This is a genomic window from Thioreductor micantisoli (genome assembly GCF_055392745.1).
Genome location: NZ_AP043760.1, coordinates 612,517 through 631,849 on the forward strand (window position 1 = coordinate 612,517; position 19,333 = coordinate 631,849).

Here is a 19,333-nt window from a genome sequence, read left to right on the forward strand (position 1 = left end):
ATGATTATTCAGCAAACTTTAAATGCTCTCAGCTTAGGAAGTATGTATGCTCTAATAGCCATCGGTTATACGATGGTTTATGGAGTTTTAAGACTTATTAATTTTGCTCATGGTGATATTATGATGGTAGGTGCTTTTAGTGCTTTTGTAACATATGCAGCTACAGGTAGTTTTAGTTTAGCTGTATTGGTAGCTTTATTTATAGCTTCTATTACAGGTATGCTAACTTATAAAATAGCTTATAAGCCTTTACTTGATAAAGATGCTCCGAAAATTTCACTCTTAATTACTGCAATTGGTGTGAGTTTTTTTCTGGAAAATCTTTTTAATATGCTTTTTGGTGGGGTTCCAAAAGCATTTAATTATCCTAGTTTTTTTGATAAACTTATCCATTTTTTTGGTGCAGTTACATCTTTGTCTTCAATTATTATTTTTATAATTACATTTATAGTTTTACTAGCTGTATTGTTGTTTTTAAACAAAACTAAATATGGAATTGCTATAAAAGCCATTGCTTTTGATATGAATACAGTTAAACTTATGGGGATAAATGTGGATTTTTTGATTATTTTAGTTTTTATTATAGGCTCAGCCCTAGCTGGTTTAGGTGGAATTTTCTATGCAATAAGTTACCCCTCAATTGACCCTCTTATGGGAGTTTTAGTAGGACTTAAAGCCTTTGCAGCCGCTGTTTTAGGTGGAATTGGAAGTGTAAGTGGTGCTGCGATTGGTGGATTTATTTTAGGATTTAGTGAGATTTTTGTAGTAGCATTTTTTCCAGATGTGGCCGGATATAAAGATGCAATTGCATTTTTCTTTTTAATATTGGTATTATTATTTAAACCAACAGGAATTATGGGAATTGATTTTGAAAGGAGTAGATTTTGAGATATTTTACTACTCTAATAATAACTATTATTTTAGTTATAGGGACATTATTTTTTGCAAATAATCATTTAGATGGTTATTCTGTTATGATTTTAAGTAATTTAGGAATTTTTATTATTTTAGCAGTTAGCTATAATCTTATAAATGGAGTTACGGGTCAATTTAGTTTAGAACCAAATGGTTTTGTGGCAATTGGTGCTTATGTTACGGCTCTTTTACTGCTTGGTAAAGATGCTAAAAGTATGCAATTTATGTTAAGTGACCCAAGTCCTTTGGTTATGTGGATGCATGCAAGTTTCATCCCAGCACTTTTGATTAGTGGCGTAGTTACAAGTTTAGTAGCCTTGTCTCTTGCTTTTCCGGTTTTTAGAGTTAGAGGGGATTATTTGGCAATTGTAACACTTGGATTTGGATTTATTATTAGAATTGTTGCAATCAATCAAGATAGTTACACAAATGGAAGTATGGGACTTAGCTCAATTCCACACGATGCAAATTTATTATGGATAGGTGTTTTTGCTTTAATTAGTGTAGTTGTGGTTTTAAATATTATTTACTCAAAATTTGGTCGTGCTATGAAAGCAGTTAGAGATGATGAAGATGCAGCTAATGCGATGGGTGTGAATACATTCAAAATGAAAACTTATGCATTTATGACAAGTGCATTTTTTGAAGGAATTGGTGGAGGACTTATGGCAACTTTACTAACTACTATTTCACCTGATCAATTTACTTTTATGCTAACTTTTCAACTCTTAATTATAGTTGTTTTAGGTGGACTTGGAAGTATTACAGGCTCAATCATTGGAGCAATTATCGTTGTGATAGGAATGGAATGGCTAAGATTTTTAGATGAGCCAAATTTATTAGGATTTACTACAGATGCTCATCCAGGACTTAGAATGGTAGTATTTAGTGTTATTTTAATTTTAGTTATGTTATTTGCTAGACGAGGTCTTTTAGGAGATAAAGAAATTTGGGATAAGTTTAGGAAACAAAAATGATAGAACTTAAGAATATAACTAAAAAATTTGGTGGTGTAACTGCTATAAATAATTTAAATTTTAAAGTAAATTTAGGTGAAACTTTTGGACTTATCGGTCCAAATGGAGCAGGAAAAACAACTGCTTTTAATATAATTACTGGAAATTATAAGCCGACAAGTGGAGAAATTGTTTTTAGAAATGAAGATATTACAAATAAAAAACCATCTAAAATTGTAGGACTCGGAATAGCAAGAACTTTTCAAAATATTAGGCTTTTTAAAAGTATGAGTGTTTTTGAAAATATTTTAATTGGGTTTGATAATCATATTGATTATACATTTTTTGAAGCAATTTTTAGATTTCCGAGATTTTTTAGAGAAGAAAAAAAGTTTAAACTTGAAGTTTCTAAAATATTAAAAATATTAAAACTAGAAAAATATAGCAATTATAATGCAACAAGTCTTAGTTATGGAAATCAAAGAAAAGTAGAAATAGCTAGAGCTCTTGCTACAAATCCGGATTTATTACTTTTAGATGAACCAGCTGCTGGTATGAATCATAGTGAAAGTGAAGAATTAGCCCAGATTCTTGAAGTGATAAAAAAAGAATTTGATTTAACTATTATTTTGATTGAGCATGATATGAAATTTGTCCAAAAAGTTTGTAATAGAGTTCTAGTCCTTGATTATGGTAAAACTATATTTGAAGGGACTCCGGTGGATATGTTAGAAGATGAAAAAGTTATTAAGGCATATTTAGGAGATTTTAATGTTTAAAGTTGAAAATTTAGTAGTTAATTATGGAGTAATTCAAGCAGTAAGAGGTGTTGACTTACAAATCAAAGAGGGGCAAATTATTTCATTAATTGGAAGTAATGGTGCAGGAAAAACTTCAACTTTGAATGCTATTATGAATTTAATACCTAAAAGTGGAAAAGTAGAATATTTTGGAGTTGATATTTCAAAATTAACAACAGATAAAATTGTAAAAAGAGGTATTTCACTTGTGCCAGAGGGTAGAAGAGTTTTTATAAATTTAAGTGTTGATGAAAATTTGGATATGGGTGCTTTTAATAATGAAGAAAATAGAATTGCTCTTAAAAAAAATATGTATAAACTTTTTCCACGACTTAAAGATAAACAGCATCAATTAGGCGGAACTTTATCAGGAGGAGAACAACAAATGCTTGCTATTGCAAGAGCTTTGATGAGTGAGCCTAAACTTCTTATTTTAGATGAACCAAGTCTCGGACTTGCTCCAAAAATAGTAAGTGATATGTTTAAAATTATTGTAGATTTAAAAAAACAAGGAATTACAATATTAATCGTAGAACAAAATGCTTACGCGGCACTCAAAATAAGTGATTATGGATTTGTGGTAGAAAATGGTGAAATTGTAATGCAAGACAAGGCTGAAAATCTCTTAAATAGTAAAGAGATTATAAATAAATATTTAGGCGGTTAATTACATTCAAAAACATAACTTACACTTAGTTTTGAAATTACACTTTTTTGGATGGGTGCTTCCATAGATAATGATTTTGTCATATTTCTGTAAAAATGTGGGGTATAACCATTGTTTAAATGTATCTCTTTTATTTTACATTTTGTTTTAAAAGTTTTAGTTAAATATTTTGTATAATTAATTGCATAATGATAAGCTTTGTTTTCTAATTTGTTTTTATTTGTAGGTGCTATAAAATTTATTCTGTTTTGACTAAAAATAATCCCTTTTTCATTTTTTACTTTTGAAATTAAATTTGCATATCTTTTTGTGTCTTTAAAAGTACAGTAAAAACTGATATATCCTTGATATCCTCTGAAAATTTTTTTATTTTTTATCCATTCATAATTTGGATTGATAGTAAATTTACCACCTTCGCAAATTTTACTTTTTCTAACTTCTTTTATAATTTTATTAAAAGTCTCTATTATTATGTCATCATTTCTATTTTTCATTTGTAAGTTAAAATTTGTAGTCATAATTTTGGCTGGTGATTTTATTTCAAAAGTTTCATTTTTATAAATTGTAAAAGCATTTAAATATAGTATGCTTAAAATTAGTAAAAATAATTTTTTCATGTAGTATCCTTTTATAATTTGATACAATTATAACAAAAAAAGGTTATATTTTGAATTCACAAAAATTTATAGAAATCTTAAAAAAGAAAAATTTATTAAAAGTTATAGATGAAAAGTTAGATGTAAACTTAGAAATACCCCATATTGCATATGTGGAGACAAAAAAAGAAAATCAAAAAGTTTTACTTTTTACAAATCCAGTAGATAAAGAAAAAAAAACAGAATATAAAACTCCAGTTTTAATGAATATTTTTAATAATGATACTTTAAAATTGGTTTTTAATAATAAAAGTTTTGATGAATTAATCCAAGAAGTTGAAAATATATTAAAACCTAAAAAGCCTAAAAATTTCAAAGATAAAATAGATGTTTTTAAAATGCTTTGGAAGATAAAAAATGTATTTCCAAAAGAGGTTAAAAAAGGTGAATGTCAAGAAGTTATAAAAACAGATGTAATTGACCTTTTTTCTCTTCCAATACTAAAAACTTGGGAAAAAGATGGTGGTAAATTTATTACAATGGGGCAAGTTTATACAAAAAGTTTAGATGGCCAAAAAGTTAATCTTGGAATGTATAGACTTCAAATTTATGATAATAAACGACTTGGACTTCATTGGCAGATTCTATAAAGATAGTAATCACTTTTTTCACGAATATAAAAAAGCAAATAAAAAAATGCCAGTAAGTATTGCCATAGGAGGAGATCCACTTTATACTTGGGCAGCAACTGCGCCACTTCCAATTGGAGTAAATGAACTTTTTTTATATGGATTTATAAAAGATAAACCAGTAGAAGTTGTAAAAAGTATAACAAATGATATTTTTATTCCAAAAGATGTTGATTTTGTAATTGAAGGGTATTGTGACCCTAATGAAACAGAAATTGAAGGGATGTTTGGAGATCATACTGGATATTATACTTTGAAAGAACCTTATCCAGTTTTGAATGTAACTGCAATTACACATAAAAGAAATCCTATTTTTTATGCAACAGTTGTAGGAAAACCACCTTTGGAAGATAAATTTATGGGCTATGCAACTGAGAGATTTTTCTTACCACTTCTTAAAACAAATGTTCCAGATTTGGTTGATTATAGAATGCCAGAAAATGGAGTTTTCCATAATTTAATTTTATCAAAAATTGCTCCTCTTTATAAAGGCCATTCTCTTCAAATTGCTCATGCGTTGTGGGGAGTAGGGCAAATGAGCTTCGTAAAACATGCTATTTTTGTAGATGAAAATGCACCAGAGTTGGATGATTATGAAAATTTAACAAAACATATTTTAAATAGATTTAGTAAAGATAGAATATTAATTTCAAAAGGAATTGTGGATGCACTTGACCATTCTTCAAGTGAAAGTTTAGTAGGTGGGAAACTTGGAATTGATGCCACAGGTGAAGTAGTAGAAAAACAAATAGAAGTACTTAATGATGAGGAATTACTAAAAAAAGTTAAAAATTTAGATGATTCAGTTGTTGCTTTAAAACAATATTTCACAGATACAGCTAATCCAATTTGTGTAATTCAATATGAAAAAACTCGTCCAGCAAAAGAGTTATTTATTAAATTGAAATTTTTAGAGAGATATTTAAGTATTGTTGTTTTTGTAGATACACATCAAAATGATGTAAATAATCCTTATATGCTTGTCTGGAGAGTTACAAATAATATAGATGCTGCTCGTGATATTTTTATAGATAGTTTTATTGGAGTTGATGGAACTAATAAGAGTAAAATTGATGGATTTATGCGTGAATGGCCAAATGATGTAAATTGCAGTAAAAGTGTAATTGAAAATTTAAGAGAAAGAGAATTAATTGATATTACAGATGAAGAGATTGAATATTATCAAATAGTATAAATTTGTGTTACAATTCCAAATATTTTAATTGGGAGAATAAGTGTGGAAGGATTATATAATTTAGATATAGAAAGAGGTATTTTAGCAGCTATTATTTTTGATGGCGCTAATTTTGAAAGTGTAGCGGCTATTTTGAAACCAAAAGATTTTTATTCTCCTTTTCATCAAGATATGTTTGGGGCAATGGAAACTCTTTATAAAAAAGATTATCCTATTGATGAAGTTATGATAAGAGAGGAACTTAGTAAACAAAATAAATTTGATGAAGCTTTAATGATAGAAGTTATTACCACGGCTCCTATTGAAATGATAGAAACTTATGCAAAAGAAATCAAAGATAAGTCTGTAAAAAGAGAGCTTTTACACTTTTCTAATGTAGTAAAACAAGAAGTTTTAGAAAATAGTGAGGATAGAGCTGTTGATGTAGTAGAAGATATTCAAAGTAAACTTTTTAAAATTGCTACTGAAAGTGAAGATGGTGATTTTAAGGATATGAATTTAATCACTGATTTAACATTAGATTATATCAAGACACAAGTAGGAAAGGAAGGATTTTTAACAGGGATAGATACTGGATTTATTGATTTAAATAGAATGACAAGTGGATTTGGAGAAGGTGATTTGGTGATTATTGCAGCCCGTCCAGCTATGGGTAAAACTTCATTTGTATTAAATATTGCAGCTAATGTTTTGAGAAATAATAATGGAGTGGCCATATTTTCTCTTGAAATGCCAGCTGAACAATTAATGCTTAGAATGCTTTCATCTCATTCTTCAATACCTCTTCAAAATATAAGAACTGGAAATATGAATGATGAAGAAATGAGTAAAATTACGGCGGCGGTTGATTATTTTTCTACAAGAAAACTTTTTGTGGATGATAATTCTATGCAAACAATTCATTCTGTTAGGAGTAAAATTAGAAAATTAAAAGCAACACATCCTGAAACAAATCTTGTAGTTATTGATTATCTTCAATTAATGGTAGGAGATAATAAAGAAAGACATATAGCAGTTGCCGAAATAAGTAGGGGACTTAAAATGCTTGCAAGAGAGCTTAAAGTTCCTATTTTAGCACTTTCTCAGCTTAATAGAGGTTTAGAAAGTCGTCCAGATAAGAGACCTATGATGAGTGATTTAAGAGAATCAGGAGCGATTGAACAAGATGCTGATATTATAATGTTTGTATATAGAGATGATGTTTATAAGATTAGAGAAGCAAAGCAAAAAATAAAAGAAGCAGAGCAAAAAGGTGAAAAAGCACAAGATATAGTTATTCAAGAAAAAGATATTGAAAACTCAGAAATCATTATTGGAAAACAGAGAAATGGTCCAACAGGAGTAGTTCATCTACAATTTAATAAAAAATTTACAAGATTTGAAGATAAGGCAATAATGGTTAATGAATATGAAGCAACTAATACAAATATTGAAGTTCCGGTGGATATGGCAACTATTTAGTGTTGTCTTATTTATTTTTCTTTTAAATATATCTTATAAATATTATGAATATAAAAACTTTATTTCAAAAAGTGAATTTATAACTGCAAAAATAGTAAATCAATATAAAAAGAAAAATTATTGGGTTTTAAAACTGAAAAATTCTAAAATGGAGTTTTATACTACATCGCGAGATGATTTAAAAGATATTTTAAATTCAAATGTAGAAGTAGGGGTAATTACGAAAAAAATATCTTTTTTTGGCTATTTAACTAAATTTTATGCTCCAACTTTTCATTTAGGACTTTTAGAACAGCCAGAATATAACAAATGGATAGAAAAACAGCATAAAGATAAATATATTGCTAATATTTTCAATGCTTTGTTTTTTGCTGATGCCCTGTATTACAAAACAAGGCAACAATTATCTACTTTAGGAATTAGTCATCTTTTGGCTTTGAGTGGTCTTCATTTAGCAATTATTAGTGGACTTTTATATCTTATTTTATCTCCAATTTATAATTTATTTATGCCTGCTTATAGAAATAGAAATATAGATTTGGGAATATTAATTCTTATTATTTTATTTATTTATCTTGCATTTGTAGGATTTCCTGCAAGTTTAGTAAGAAGTTTTATAATGGAGATTATTGCTTTTTGTTTTGCTTTTTATTTAAGAGATATTTTTAGTTTTAAACTTCTATTTTTGACTGCAATTGTAGGAATTGTAATTTTTCCTTCATTTTTAACTAGTCTTGGTTTTTTTCTTAGTTTAAGTGGAGTATTTTTGATATTTTTGTTTTTTAAATATTTCAAAGCTACTTTTATAAATGGATTAGTGATTTTGCCAATTTATTTGTATATTGCTATGATTCCAATTTCCCACTATTTTTTTGGAAATTTTAACGAGTATCAATTAATTAGCCCTTTTGTTAGTATAATTTTTACTCTTTTTTATCCATTAGAGATGTTTTTACATTTGATAGGAGAAGGTGGAATTTTGGATGAAATTATAAAAAGTTATTTAAGTTTAGGAGATAAATTTATAACTTTTTATATTCCCAATTTTATATTTTATAGTTATTTAGTTTTTTTATTTTATTTATCTATTGCAAAACAAAATTTGAAATATTTAAAATAAGGAACTGATCAAATAAACGAAACAACTACAAATTTTAACGAAAAAAAGCGTAAAAAAAAGTGTGCTTCAAACCCAAAGGGCGCTTGCGTTGACACTTTTTAGCTTTTGTGTAGTGTTAAAAAATTTGTTCTATTGTTGAGTGTTTTAGGTCAGTGACTAATTAATATTTTTATTTAAATAAAGTTAATAAATTAAGATTTCAAATACTCTTTAATATAATCCAACCCACTATAAACAGTTAAAACAACTGCCAACCATAATAAAAATTCACCACCATACCAATTCATTGTAAGAAAACCAATAGCTCCCATTTGAGAAACTGTTTTTACCTTTCCAGCCATTGAAGCAGCTACTTTTTTTCCTTCTGTTGCCATTTGAATTCTAAGTCCTGTGATGAAAAATTCACGAACTAAAATAATAAATATAGCCCAAGGACTTGCTCTGTGGATTACAATTAATCCTATAAATGCAGCTAATACAAGCATTTTATCAGCAAGTGGATCTAGAATTTCTCCTAGTTTTGAAACTGCATCAAAACTTCTTGCGATATATCCATCAAAAAAGTCTGTAACAGATGCCAATGTAAAAATAAGAGCTGTAAAAAAATCAAGCCAAGATGTGTGAATATTTGGAAATAAATCTCTATTTACAAAAAACATAAACATTAAAATAGCCATTAAAACACGAGAAAAAGCTAAAATATTTGGAATATGTTTAAAAAATTTAATTAATTTCATTTTCTTTTGTAATTTTATATTATCTTCTGTGATAAATTTATTTTGTGTTGTCATTATTTAAAACTTGTTCCACCGTCTATTACAATAGTTTGACCAGTTAGCCAACTACATTCATTTGTACAAACAAAATAGCACATTCCAGCTAAATCTTTTGCTTCTCCCATTCTGCTAAGAGGACTTCTTTTTTCTACTTCACTTTTAACTTCTTCATAATTAGGAAATTTTTTCAGTGCATCTGTATCAATTGGACCGCCACTTACAGCGTTTACTCTAATGCCTTTTTCTCCGAGTTCCGCTGCGGCATATTTTACCATTGTTTCAACAGCTGCTTTGCTACTCCCGTGACCTGAATAATTAGTTGTATAAACTAAATTTCCAGTAGATGAAAGAGAAATTATACTTCCACCTCCGACTTTTTCCATTCTTTTAGCAGCTTCTTGAGCCCCAACTACAAATGCTAAAACAGTTGCTGTATAGATATTAGTAAGTCCTTTTGGTTTAAGTCTCATAAATGGAGCAAATCCTCCTACAACAGGTCTTCCTGAAATAATTGCATTAGAGATAAAGAAATCAACTCTATCAAAATCTTCATCAATTTGTTTAAATAAATCTTTATAATTATTTGGTTCTAAGATATCTAATGGATAATATTTTGCTTTAATATTATAAGTTTTTTCTAAATCCTTAGCTATCTCTTTTGCAATTTCTTCATTTGAATTGTAAGTAAATGCAATATTTACTCCACTTTTAGCAAATCTATAAGCTATTGCTTTTCCGATTCCTCTTGTAGCCCCACTTATTACTAATGTCTTACCTTTCATTTTATTCCTTTATAGATATTTTTTCACTACTTCTTCAATTTTTTTCATATTTTCATTACTTGGAGGAGTCAATGGAAGTCTATATTCAAGTTCACATAGTCCAGCTAAATACATTGCATATTTAATAGGAATAGGATTACTTTCTATAAATAAAATTTTATTAAGTTCATATAATTCTTCACTGATTTTTTTGCTTGCTTTTAAATCTCCTGAATTTGCTGTGTGAACGAGCTCTGATACTTTTTTAGGAAATAAATTTGATGTTACAGAAATAACACCTTTACCACCACATGCTAAAATAGCATAATTTATAGCGTCATCTCCACTTAAAATATCAAGTTTTTTATCTTTTGATTGATATTCTATTGCTTTGCTTACATCTCCACTAGCTTCTTTAACAGTTGTAATATTGGGGCAAATTTTGCTTAAATTAATTGCAGTATCTGGTAAGATATTAGAATTAGTTCTACCTGGTACATTATACAAAGCAACTTCTATATCAATTGAATTAGCAATAGCTTTAAAATGTTCAAAAATACCTTTTTGAGTGGGTTTATTATAATATGGACTAACTGAAAGAATAGCATCTGCTCCACATTTTTGGGCAAATTTAGCTAAATCAATTGCTTCAGCAGTAGAATTACTTCCAGCTCCTGCTAAAACTTTTGCACTGCTGTTTTTACAAACTTCAACAGCTATTTCTATACATTCTTTATGCTCGTTGTGTGATAAAGTAGCACTTTCTCCAGTTGTTCCCATTGGCACTACAAAATCAATTCCATTATCAATTTGTCTTTGAATTAATTTAGCGAATGTTTCGCTATCTACTTTTCCATTTTTAAATGGGGTTATTAAGGCTGTCATTGCTCCAATCATATAAATCTCCTAAATCTTTTTTGTTATTATATCAAATTATTTATTTTAAAATCACAGTTATGCTTTTATCAAAATATTTTTTCACATTCATTAAATCAGCTATTTTTAAAGAATTTATTTTTTTTTCATATTCAAGAAGTGGTTTTATATTTCCTTTTGCAAAATAACTTCCAAAAAGCTGTGCAACACTGTCACTACTTTCTAAACTAGTTATAAAATCCATTTTTGTATTTAGTTTAAGTTTATTTAACTCTTTTTTAGTAATTTTATAATTTTGCATAATATTTTTTATCTCTTTTTCTACTGTTTCGGCTTTTACTTTAGGATTACAAACGGCTAAACAAAGGAATAATCCATTGTCCTTGTTATCTATAGGGTATGCATATATTTGATTAACTAATTGTTTTTTGTAGATTAATTCTTTATTCAAAATAGAACTATTTCCACTACTTAAAAGTTCGCTTAGAGCAGATAAATTTATCATATCTTTATGTTCAAAATTTGGAATATGATAAGCAATAGCTACCATTTCAAGCTCACTCTCTTTATGAATATTTATTTTTTTATCTCCATCAAGAGGCGGTTCAATTTGATGAACTTTTGGTATTTTTATTTTATTTTTTATTTTTGAAAATTTTTCTTTTGCTAATTTAAAAACCTCATCAACTTTCACATCTCCAGCGATTACAATAACTGCATTTTTTGGTTGATAAAAAGTTTTGTGAAAATTTCTAATATCTTTAATATCCCAGTTTAAGATATCTTCTTTAAATCCAATCGGAGTCCAATGATATGGATGATAAATATAAGCATTATTAAAAAGTCTAAAATATAGATAACCTAATGGATTATTATCAGTTCTCCAAAGTCTTTCTTCATAAACGACTTTTCTTTCTCTTTGAAACTCTTCATCTGTAAGCTTTAGATTTTCCATAACTTCTGCAAATAGTTCTAAATTTTTGGACAAATGTCTAGAGGCTGATTTGATAAAATATTGTGTATAATCAAAACTTGTAAAAGCATTATCAACTCCTCCAATACTTTTTACAATTTTATCAAATTCTCCTTCAGATAGGTTTTTTGTAGATTTAAAATTCATATGTTCTAACATATGGGCTATTCCACTTTTTCCCATTACTTCATTTCTACTACCAACTTTATAGATGATATTTGTGCTAACTACATTACTTCCTTTATTCATAGGAATTATTACAATTTCCAGTCCATTTTTTAGTTTTTTTGTATAAAATTTTGGTAAATTACTCATATATTTAAAGCCTTTCTTAAACTAATTTCTATTTCTCTTGGATTTGATTTTGAAACAAATCCGTCTGCATTTAAACTTTTTGCCATATTTTCATTTGATTCTCCACTCATACTTGAATTTACAATTATTGGGATTTTTGAAAAAGATGGATTGTTTTTTACTTGTTTTATTACTTCAAATCCACTTGTAATTGGCATTTCAAGGTCTGTAATAATTGCTTCTACTTCATCAGCTCCATTAGAAGTTAAAAAATCTAATAATTCTTGTCCATTATTAAATAGTTTATATTTTACATTTAATTTTTCCATAATTTTACCCATTATATCCAAAACAGGTTTAGAATCATCAGCAATTAATATGTATTTGTCTAAATTTAACTCGGAAATATTATCTAATTCTTTTTCTTTTGATTTTTCAATCCAAGGAAAAGCATCAACTGCCATTTTTTCAATATCTACAAGTTGGACAATAGAATTATCATAATATTTTGTATGACCTATTACTTTTTGATTAGGATTTGAATCATCCTCATTTCTTGTAATTTCATTCCATTTTTTAGTGAGAATTCTTTGGGCAGCATAAACTCTAACTCCAACCAAAATTCCACTAAAATCACAAATAATAATTACTTTATCATCGCTTTCAACACCATATTTATCCAAATTTGTGTTGACTCCTTTGTAAGAAAACCACTTTTTCATATCAATTACTGGAATATTAAAATTTCTTACAGTAATTAATCCTTCTACGAAAGGAATACCACTCATTATATCAATAAATTCATCATTATATTTAATAATTTCTTTGATTTTGAAGATATTTATTGCATATAAATTACCATCTTTTTTAAGTTGAAACGTAAAAAATTGAGCTTCATTTCTTAAATGTAAAGAGGTGACTTCATCTACTTTATTCATATTGACTCCTTAAAAATTCTTTGGCTTTTTCTAATATATGCATATCATTTACTTCATCAAAAAATTCAAAACTTTTTCCACTTTGAATACTTCCATCAAGTAAATCTCCACTTTTTCTAAACATTAAATCAAGTTCTGCGATTTTAAAACCATCTATCGTTTTGGAAAATTTTTGTAATCTTAGGTTTTTTGTATCATTTGTATATAAATAGCAATACCCTTTTTGGCCATATCTTGCTACTCTTCCTCTTAATTGATGTAAGGTTGCAAGTCCCATTCTCTCAGCTCCAACTATTACAATTGTTGTAAGTCTAGGCAGAGAAATACCTACTTCAATAACGGTTGTTGTAAGTAAAATATTACCATAATTTTTGAATTCTTCTAAAACTTTTTCTTTATTTTTATCTTTACCGTGTGTTATATAAACTTTTTCGAAGTTTTTAAACCAAAATTCTTTAGCTTCTTCTATACTTTTATGATTGAAATTTTTACTTTCTTCTACAAGTGGATAAACTATGATGACTTGATTATTGTTTGCTATTTCTGTTTTGATTCTAATTATCAAATCTTTAAAATCACTTTTATCTATAACAAATGTATCTATATCCTTTTTGAAAGGTAGTTCTTTAATAAGTGTTATATTCACAAAATTTGATAAAATTAATGCTTGAGTCCTTGGAATTGGTGTAGCTGAGAATTGCAAAAAGTGAGGTAGCTTTTTATTTTCACTAGTCATTCTTGCAATTTGTTCTCTTTGCATAGTTCCAAAACGATGCTGTTCATCTACCATAACTAAGTCAACTTGTGGTAATTTTTGATAAAGAAGAGCGTGAGTTCCTACTAGTAATTTAGAATTATTCAAATCTTCTTCAGTAAATTTTGCTTTTTGTGTAATTAATGTTACTTTTTCATCTAAATATTTACAAGCTTCTTCATAAATTTGATTTGCTAAAATTGAAGTAGGGCACATTATGATTGACTTATCAGCTATATAAGCACTTGCAAGCATTATGATTGTTTTTCCACTTCCTACATCACCGATTATTACACGACGAGCTTGGACTGAGGAATCTAAATCTTTTTGAATTTCATCAATTGCATTTAATTGAGCATTTGTTAGCTTAAAAGGTAATCTATTGATAAAAGGTGTTATATCTTTTTTTATTTTTTTAATAGCAGGATAGACTCTCTTTTTTGTTTGTAGTTTTTTTATATGATTATAAATTTCAGTAAATTTAAGAGCATAATTATCTTCTAAATTTGGTATTTTTACAGGAAAATGAATATTATAAATTTCATTTACTATATTTTTAGGTAACTCTTTTTGTAAATTTTCTATCGTGATATATTTTTTTATAAGTGCTTTTAATGTTTTAGAATTAATTGGTGTTTTATAAATTACATTTATTTTATTAACTACATTTACTACTTTTGGCTGTACTATTTGATGATTTTTAATAATTCCTTTTATATATATTGTTGGATTAGTTGAAAATTGTTTTATTTGCCAAGATTTTATATTAAAATATAGTAAATCAACTATCAAATCCACATTCAAAAGATGAGCTTTTACTTTTGTGAATTTTGGATTTTTGGTAGTAGATAAAATTTTAGCTTGAAATGTTTGTTCGTTGTTTGTAATATAATTTAGAATAATATTATTTTCATATTTTTTAGGAGCGACCAAAGAAAGGTCGAGTAAATTTGTGATGTGTAGTTTTGAAAGTTTAGCTAAATCTTCTTTTGATATCATTTTGTTACTATGCTAAAAGATAACTTATTTATTTCATTATGATTTTTGATGAAGTTATTTAATTCATTTAATGATAATTCTTCAATTAATTTTAACTCTTTTTTGTAATAATTTTTTTCATATCCATTATAATATTCATTAAATTTTCTTGCTAATTTTTGGTTTAAAGTCTCATTTCTTAGAGGTTCACTTCCTATTAAAAAGTTTTTAGCTTGAATTAATTCTTCTTCTTTTATTCCATTTTGACTAAAATCTAAGATAATTTCTTTTAATTTATCTATAGCAAAGCTTTGATTTTCTATTTTTGTTTGCATATATCCTTTTAAAGTATTAGTATGATTTGTAAAAGAATTACTTGCATATGCTGAATAAGCAAGTCCATTTTTCACTCTAATTTCTTCCATTATTCTACTTCCAAATCCACCAGCACCTAAAATAAAAGTAGATATTTTTGCTTTATAATGCTCTTTTTTATTTACATTAAAAGGTGCATTGAAGTAGATATAAGCTTGCTCTGTTGTTTTGTTTTCAATAATTTCATTTTGAATAGGAGTGAAAAAAGGCATTTTAGCTTTTTTACCATTTGGAAATAGTTCTAAAAATTTATTAGTATCAATTTCATCAAAGTTTCCACCTATTACAAAAGTCATATTTTCTTGTATAAAAAAGTTTTTGTAATGATTTTTAACTTCTTCAAGAGAAAATTCTAATTTTTCTCCCATAATTGGATAGGCGAGTGGAGTTTGGGGAAAAGTTGCTTTATTTAAATTAATTGAAGCTATGTAATCAAAATCACTCTTTTTTCTCTCAATCGAAGCTAAAATCTCTTTTTTTGTTTTTTCAAAAGCTATTTCACTAAAATTTGGATCAACTAAAAGTTCTTTTAAAAGTTTTAGTGCAGTTTTTTGTTTTGATTTTAAAAAACTTGTATGAAAAGTTATAGTTTCCTTGCCACTTGCTATGGATAAATGAATAGCATTATCATCTAATTTTTTCAAAAATTTAGTTTCAGGATTTTTTGAAGTCCCTCTATTTTTGAATGTTTTTGCTAAAAAATTAGCCAATCCTTCTTTTGCAAACAGTGAGCCACTATTTTCAAAAATCACTTCAAAAATCACTCTATCTAAGTTATCTCTTTCTTTTATTATCATAAAATTCCTTTTTTTAAAATATGTTATAATTTTACCAAAAAAAGGTTATTTTATGAAATTAGCGGTATTTGATTTTGATTCTACTTTAATGGATGGGGAAACTATTGATAATTTTGCTGAGATTTTGGGATTAAAAGAAAAAGTGGCAAGTATTACTGAAATGGCAATGGCAGGGGAGTTGGATTTTTTTGAAAGCTTGATAATGAGAGTTAAACTTTTAGAAGGATTGGAAGAAAAAAAGGTAATTAAAATTGCTCACTCTTTACCTTATATGAAAGGTGCAAAAGAGACTATAAATGAGATGAAGAAAATGGGTTATAAAGTTGTATGTTTTAGTGGGGGATTTAGAGTTGCTACAAATTATGCAAAAAATATTTTGGGATATGACGCTGACTTTAGTAATGTTTTACATGCAAAAAATGGAAGATTAACAGGATTAGTTGGAGGGGACATGATGTTTAACTATTCAAAAGGTGATATGCTTGATAGACTTCAAAATATTTTGGGAGTTGATAGAAAAAACACTTTTGTTTGTGGAGATGGAGCAAATGATTTAAGTATGTTTAAATATGCAGATACTAGAGTTGCTTTTTGTGCAAAAGAAGTTCTGAAAAAAGAAGCAAGTATTGAAATAAATGAAAAAGATTTAACTAAAATTTTGGAACACCTATAATATATGATATAATTTTATTTCTCTAAGGAGAGGTGGCCGAGTGGCTTAAGGCGCACGCTTGGAAAGCGTGTGTAGGGAAACTTACCATGAGTTCGAATCTCATCTTCTCCGCCAGATATTTTCTACACTTTATAACAATCTATAAAATTTTCTATAATCTATAAATTTTATTTTAATTTTTCTTGACATATGCTCAAAAAAGTTGTATAATGAATTTATGAGCATATGTTCAAAAGGATTTTAAGATGCCAAGATATGTAAGAAGAAAAATTAGAGGAAGATTTAATCACAAATGCTTTAAACCGTGTGGTGTTAGAGCAAATGAACTTGATGAAATAATTCTTACAGCAAGTGAAATGGAAGCTATGAGACTTATAGATATAGAAAATCTATATCAAGAAGCGGCCGCTGAAAAAATGGAAGTCTCAAGAGCAACATTTGGTAGAATCTTATCGAATGCAAGAGTAAAAATTACAGATGCCCTGCTAAATGGTAAGGCAATAAATATAGAATAAGGAGAAATTATGAGAGGTCAAGGAAGAAATCAAGGAAGAGGATTTGGTAGAGGAAATAGAGGTTTTGGAGGAAGAGGACAAGGTCAAGGTTTTGGAAATGGAAACGGTGGAAACGGATTTGGAAGAGGTAATGGTCTTAGAAGAAGAGACGGAAGTTGTATGACAGAAGAAGCTGTTGATGTAAGAGGACAAGGAGGGCAAGGAAGAAATCTAAATAAATTAAACGGTCAAGGTCAAGGAATTGGGATTGGTGGAGGAAGAAGAAACCAAAATCAAAATCCTTGTAGAGGAAGCAGACCTGGATATGGACAAGGTCAAGGTTTAGGAAAAGGTGTAAATAGATGACAATAACAATTGCCAGCGGAAAGGGTGGGACAGGAAAAACCACTCTTTCTAGCAACCTTGCTTCATATTTAGCAAGTCAAGATAAAAAAATAGTATTAGCAGATTTAGATGTAGAAGAGCCTAATTCATCTCTATTTTTAAAATTAGAAAAAAAAGAGACTAAAATAGCAAACAAAATGGTTCCACACTGGGATAAAACAGATTGTACTCTTTGTGGAAAATGTGTTGATGTTTGTGCTTTTAATGCAATAGCAAAAATTTTTGATGAAATTTTGGTATATCCCCAATTGTGTCATAGTTGTTATGCGTGTAGTGAATTATGTCCTGACAGATTCACTCCCGATGAAACCTGAAAGAATTGGAGAAATTACACATTATAAAACAAAAAACTTTGATTTTGTAGAAGGAAGAATTGATTTAGGTCAAGAGATGTCAGTGCCACTTATTTCTCAAACAATTGAGTATGTAAATGAAAATTTTAGTGATTCTTTGAAACTTTTTGATGCACCTCCGGGGACAAGTTGTCCAGTAATTGAAGCTACGAAAGAGAGTGATTTTGTTATTTTAATTACAGAATCAACTCCATTTGGATATAACGATTTAGTTTTGGCAGTTGAGACTATGAAAGTTTTGAACAAAAAAATAGGAGTTGTTATCAATAGATATGGAATTGGAGATAATCAAGTTGAAGAGTATTGTAAAAAAGAGAATATTCCTATAATTGCAAAAATTCAAAATGATAAAGAGATAGCAAAAACTTATGCAAAAGGTGAGTTGCTTTATGAAAAAATTTCACATTTTAGAAAATCACTTGATGATGTAGTGAAATTTATAGGAGAGCTTAAATGAATACAAAAGAAATAGTAGTTATCTCTGGAAAAGGTGGAAGTGGAAAAACAAGTTTAAGTGCATCTTTTGCATATTTAGAAGCAGAGAATGCAATTATTGCCGATTGTGATGTGGACGCTGCAAATATGCATATTTTACTTGGTGCAGACTTTGAGAAACAAGAAGACTTTATGAGTGGAGAAGTGGCGGTTATAAGTGAAAAGTTATGTACAAATTGTGGTGATTGTTATGATGTTTGCCGGTTTGATGCTATAACTAAAACAGATAATTTTCATAAAGTTGACCCCATTGCTTGTGAAGGATGTTGGTATTGCAGTAGAGTTTGTGGGCACTCAGCGATTGAAATGGTAACTGGGAAAGCTGGTGATGTATTTGTATCAAATATTAAAAATAATGGTAAAATGGTACACGCAAAACTTGGATTTGGAGCTGAAAACTCTGGAAAACTTGTAAGTCAAGTAAAAATGAAAGCAAAAGAACTTGCTCAAAATTTACAAAAAGAGTTTATTGTTGTTGATGGAAGTCCTGGGATTGGATGTCCGGTAATTTCATCATTAAGTGGTGCAATGGTTGCAGTTTTGGTTACAGAAGCTACAGTTTCAGGACTTCATGATTTAAAAAGAGTTCAAAAATTGGTAAAAACTTTTCATATTAGAAGTTGTTGCATTATAAACAAAGCTGATTTAAATGAGAAAAAAGCAAATGAGATTGAAGAGTTTTGTAAAAATGAAAATATAGAAGTTATAGCAAAACTTCCTTATGATGTAACTTTTACAAAAGCAATGAGCGAAGTAAAACCAATTGTAGAGTTTGATGAAAATAGTGAAGTTTCTAATGTCATCAAAAATAGTTGGGAAAAAATTAAAGAATTAGCAAGAAAATAATAATTTTATAATAGTAGTCTCTAAAACACTCAACAAGAATGTAAATTTTTTAACACTACAAAAAGCTAAAAAGTGTCAACGCAAGCGCCCTTTGGGTTTGAAGCACACTTTTTTTAATGCTTTTTTTCGTTAAAATTTGCAGTTGT

Annotated in this window: 20 protein-coding genes, 1 tRNA gene and 1 pseudogene; 14 read left to right on the top strand and 8 right to left on the bottom strand. The window is 28.1% G+C overall.

Annotated elements, in window-relative coordinates:
• From ACZ5OA_RS03265 to ACZ5OA_RS03280, 4 genes are read left to right on the top strand one after another with little or no spacing between them, the layout of a single operon-like run.
• Positions 1–888, top strand: coding sequence for a branched-chain amino acid ABC transporter permease (locus tag ACZ5OA_RS03265; RefSeq protein WP_464908100.1), 888 nt, complete (start codon positions 1–3; stop codon positions 886–888).
• A complete protein-coding gene (locus tag ACZ5OA_RS03270; RefSeq protein WP_464908101.1) occupies positions 885–1,892 on the top strand; it encodes a branched-chain amino acid ABC transporter permease in 1,008 nt (335 codons plus the stop codon). The genes ACZ5OA_RS03265 and ACZ5OA_RS03270 overlap by 4 nt, the downstream gene beginning before the upstream one ends.
• Complete coding sequence (locus tag ACZ5OA_RS03275; RefSeq protein WP_464908102.1) at positions 1,889–2,650, top strand: ABC transporter ATP-binding protein; 762 nt, start codon at positions 1,889–1,891, stop codon at positions 2,648–2,650. Before ACZ5OA_RS03270 ends, ACZ5OA_RS03275 begins: the two co-directional genes overlap by 4 nt.
• Positions 2,643–3,338, top strand: a complete 696-nt coding sequence (locus ACZ5OA_RS03280; RefSeq protein ID WP_464908103.1) for an ABC transporter ATP-binding protein — start codon at positions 2,643–2,645, stop codon at positions 3,336–3,338. Before ACZ5OA_RS03275 ends, ACZ5OA_RS03280 begins: the two co-directional genes overlap by 8 nt.
• Here the strand turns inward: ACZ5OA_RS03280 and ACZ5OA_RS03285 are convergent.
• The gene (locus ACZ5OA_RS03285) at positions 3,335–3,955 is read right to left on the bottom strand and encodes an SIMPL domain-containing protein (RefSeq protein WP_464908104.1); all 621 of its coding nucleotides are present in this window, start codon (positions 3,953–3,955) and stop codon (positions 3,335–3,337) included. The two genes, ACZ5OA_RS03280 and ACZ5OA_RS03285, sit on opposite strands and share 4 nt — an antisense overlap.
• A gap of 50 nt (positions 3,956–4,005) precedes the next feature.
• Here ACZ5OA_RS03285 and ACZ5OA_RS03290 point away from each other — a divergent pair.
• The 3 genes and pseudogenes from ACZ5OA_RS03290 to ACZ5OA_RS03300 all read left to right on the top strand — a co-directional run bounded on the left by ACZ5OA_RS03290 (position 4,006) and on the right by ACZ5OA_RS03300 (position 8,399).
• Positions 4,006–5,818, top strand: a pseudogene (locus ACZ5OA_RS03290) (menaquinone biosynthesis decarboxylase).
• Between the two features lie 42 nt (positions 5,819–5,860).
• On the top strand, positions 5,861–7,279 hold the full coding sequence (locus tag ACZ5OA_RS03295; RefSeq protein ID WP_464908105.1) for a replicative DNA helicase: 1,419 nt from the start codon (positions 5,861–5,863) through the stop codon (positions 7,277–7,279).
• Positions 7,221–8,399, top strand: coding sequence for a ComEC/Rec2 family competence protein (locus ACZ5OA_RS03300; protein ID WP_464908106.1), 1,179 nt, complete (start codon positions 7,221–7,223; stop codon positions 8,397–8,399). Before ACZ5OA_RS03295 ends, ACZ5OA_RS03300 begins: the two co-directional genes overlap by 59 nt.
• A gap of 191 nt (positions 8,400–8,590) precedes the next feature.
• On the opposite strand, the gene pgsA is transcribed toward ACZ5OA_RS03300, so the two are convergent.
• The 7 genes from pgsA to ACZ5OA_RS03335 are packed head-to-tail and all read right to left on the bottom strand — an operon-like array spanning position 8,591 to position 15,921.
• Complete coding sequence (pgsA, locus tag ACZ5OA_RS03305) at positions 8,591–9,136, bottom strand: CDP-diacylglycerol--glycerol-3-phosphate 3-phosphatidyltransferase (RefSeq protein ID WP_464908318.1); 546 nt, start codon at positions 9,134–9,136, stop codon at positions 8,591–8,593.
• 53 nt (positions 9,137–9,189) lie between these two features.
• The gene (locus ACZ5OA_RS03310; protein ID WP_464908107.1) at positions 9,190–9,957 is read right to left on the bottom strand and encodes an enoyl-ACP reductase; all 768 of its coding nucleotides are present in this window, start codon (positions 9,955–9,957) and stop codon (positions 9,190–9,192) included.
• A gap of 9 nt (positions 9,958–9,966) precedes the next feature.
• Positions 9,967–10,833, bottom strand: a complete 867-nt coding sequence (gene dapA, locus ACZ5OA_RS03315) for a 4-hydroxy-tetrahydrodipicolinate synthase (RefSeq protein ID WP_464908108.1) — start codon at positions 10,831–10,833, stop codon at positions 9,967–9,969.
• Between the two features lie 40 nt (positions 10,834–10,873).
• The gene (locus ACZ5OA_RS03320; RefSeq protein WP_464908109.1) at positions 10,874–12,100 is read right to left on the bottom strand and encodes a M16 family metallopeptidase; all 1,227 of its coding nucleotides are present in this window, start codon (positions 12,098–12,100) and stop codon (positions 10,874–10,876) included.
• The gene (locus ACZ5OA_RS03325; RefSeq protein WP_464908110.1) at positions 12,097–13,017 is read right to left on the bottom strand and encodes a chemotaxis protein CheW; all 921 of its coding nucleotides are present in this window, start codon (positions 13,015–13,017) and stop codon (positions 12,097–12,099) included. The genes ACZ5OA_RS03320 and ACZ5OA_RS03325 overlap by 4 nt, the downstream gene beginning before the upstream one ends.
• Entirely contained in the window at positions 13,010–14,770 is a 1,761-nt protein-coding gene (gene recG, locus ACZ5OA_RS03330; protein WP_464908111.1) for an ATP-dependent DNA helicase RecG, read from the bottom strand. Before recG ends, ACZ5OA_RS03325 begins: the two co-directional genes overlap by 8 nt.
• Positions 14,767–15,921 carry a M16 family metallopeptidase gene (locus ACZ5OA_RS03335; RefSeq protein WP_464908112.1) on the bottom strand — a complete coding sequence of 385 codons (1,155 nt, stop codon included), beginning with the start codon at positions 15,919–15,921 and terminating at the stop codon, positions 14,767–14,769. The genes recG and ACZ5OA_RS03335 overlap by 4 nt, the downstream gene beginning before the upstream one ends.
• A gap of 52 nt (positions 15,922–15,973) precedes the next feature.
• Here ACZ5OA_RS03335 and serB point away from each other — a divergent pair, with 52 nt between their 5' ends.
• The 7 genes from serB (at position 15,974) to ACZ5OA_RS03370 (ending at position 19,187) form a co-directional block, all read left to right on the top strand.
• Positions 15,974–16,594 (top strand): phosphoserine phosphatase SerB, encoded by a 621-nt coding sequence (gene serB, locus ACZ5OA_RS03340; protein WP_464908113.1) that lies wholly within the window; start codon positions 15,974–15,976, stop codon positions 16,592–16,594.
• A gap of 26 nt (positions 16,595–16,620) precedes the next feature.
• Positions 16,621–16,708, top strand: a tRNA-Ser gene (locus ACZ5OA_RS03345).
• A 131-nt stretch (positions 16,709–16,839) separates the two neighbouring features.
• Positions 16,840–17,109 (top strand): DUF134 domain-containing protein, encoded by a 270-nt coding sequence (locus ACZ5OA_RS03350; protein WP_464908114.1) that lies wholly within the window; start codon positions 16,840–16,842, stop codon positions 17,107–17,109.
• 9 nt (positions 17,110–17,118) lie between these two features.
• Positions 17,119–17,454 carry a hypothetical protein gene (locus ACZ5OA_RS03355; protein ID WP_464908115.1) on the top strand — a complete coding sequence of 112 codons (336 nt, stop codon included), beginning with the start codon at positions 17,119–17,121 and terminating at the stop codon, positions 17,452–17,454.
• Entirely contained in the window at positions 17,451–17,807 is a 357-nt protein-coding gene (locus ACZ5OA_RS03360) for a nucleotide-binding protein (RefSeq protein WP_464908116.1), read from the top strand. The genes ACZ5OA_RS03355 and ACZ5OA_RS03360 overlap by 4 nt, the downstream gene beginning before the upstream one ends.
• Positions 17,797–18,303 carry a P-loop NTPase family protein gene (locus ACZ5OA_RS03365; protein ID WP_464908117.1) on the top strand — a complete coding sequence of 169 codons (507 nt, stop codon included), beginning with the start codon at positions 17,797–17,799 and terminating at the stop codon, positions 18,301–18,303. Before ACZ5OA_RS03360 ends, ACZ5OA_RS03365 begins: the two co-directional genes overlap by 11 nt.
• Positions 18,300–19,187: an ATP-binding protein gene (locus tag ACZ5OA_RS03370; protein ID WP_464908118.1), complete on the top strand. Its 888-nt coding sequence runs from the start codon at positions 18,300–18,302 to the stop codon at positions 19,185–19,187. Before ACZ5OA_RS03365 ends, ACZ5OA_RS03370 begins: the two co-directional genes overlap by 4 nt.
• Positions 19,188–19,333 lie beyond the last annotated feature (146 nt).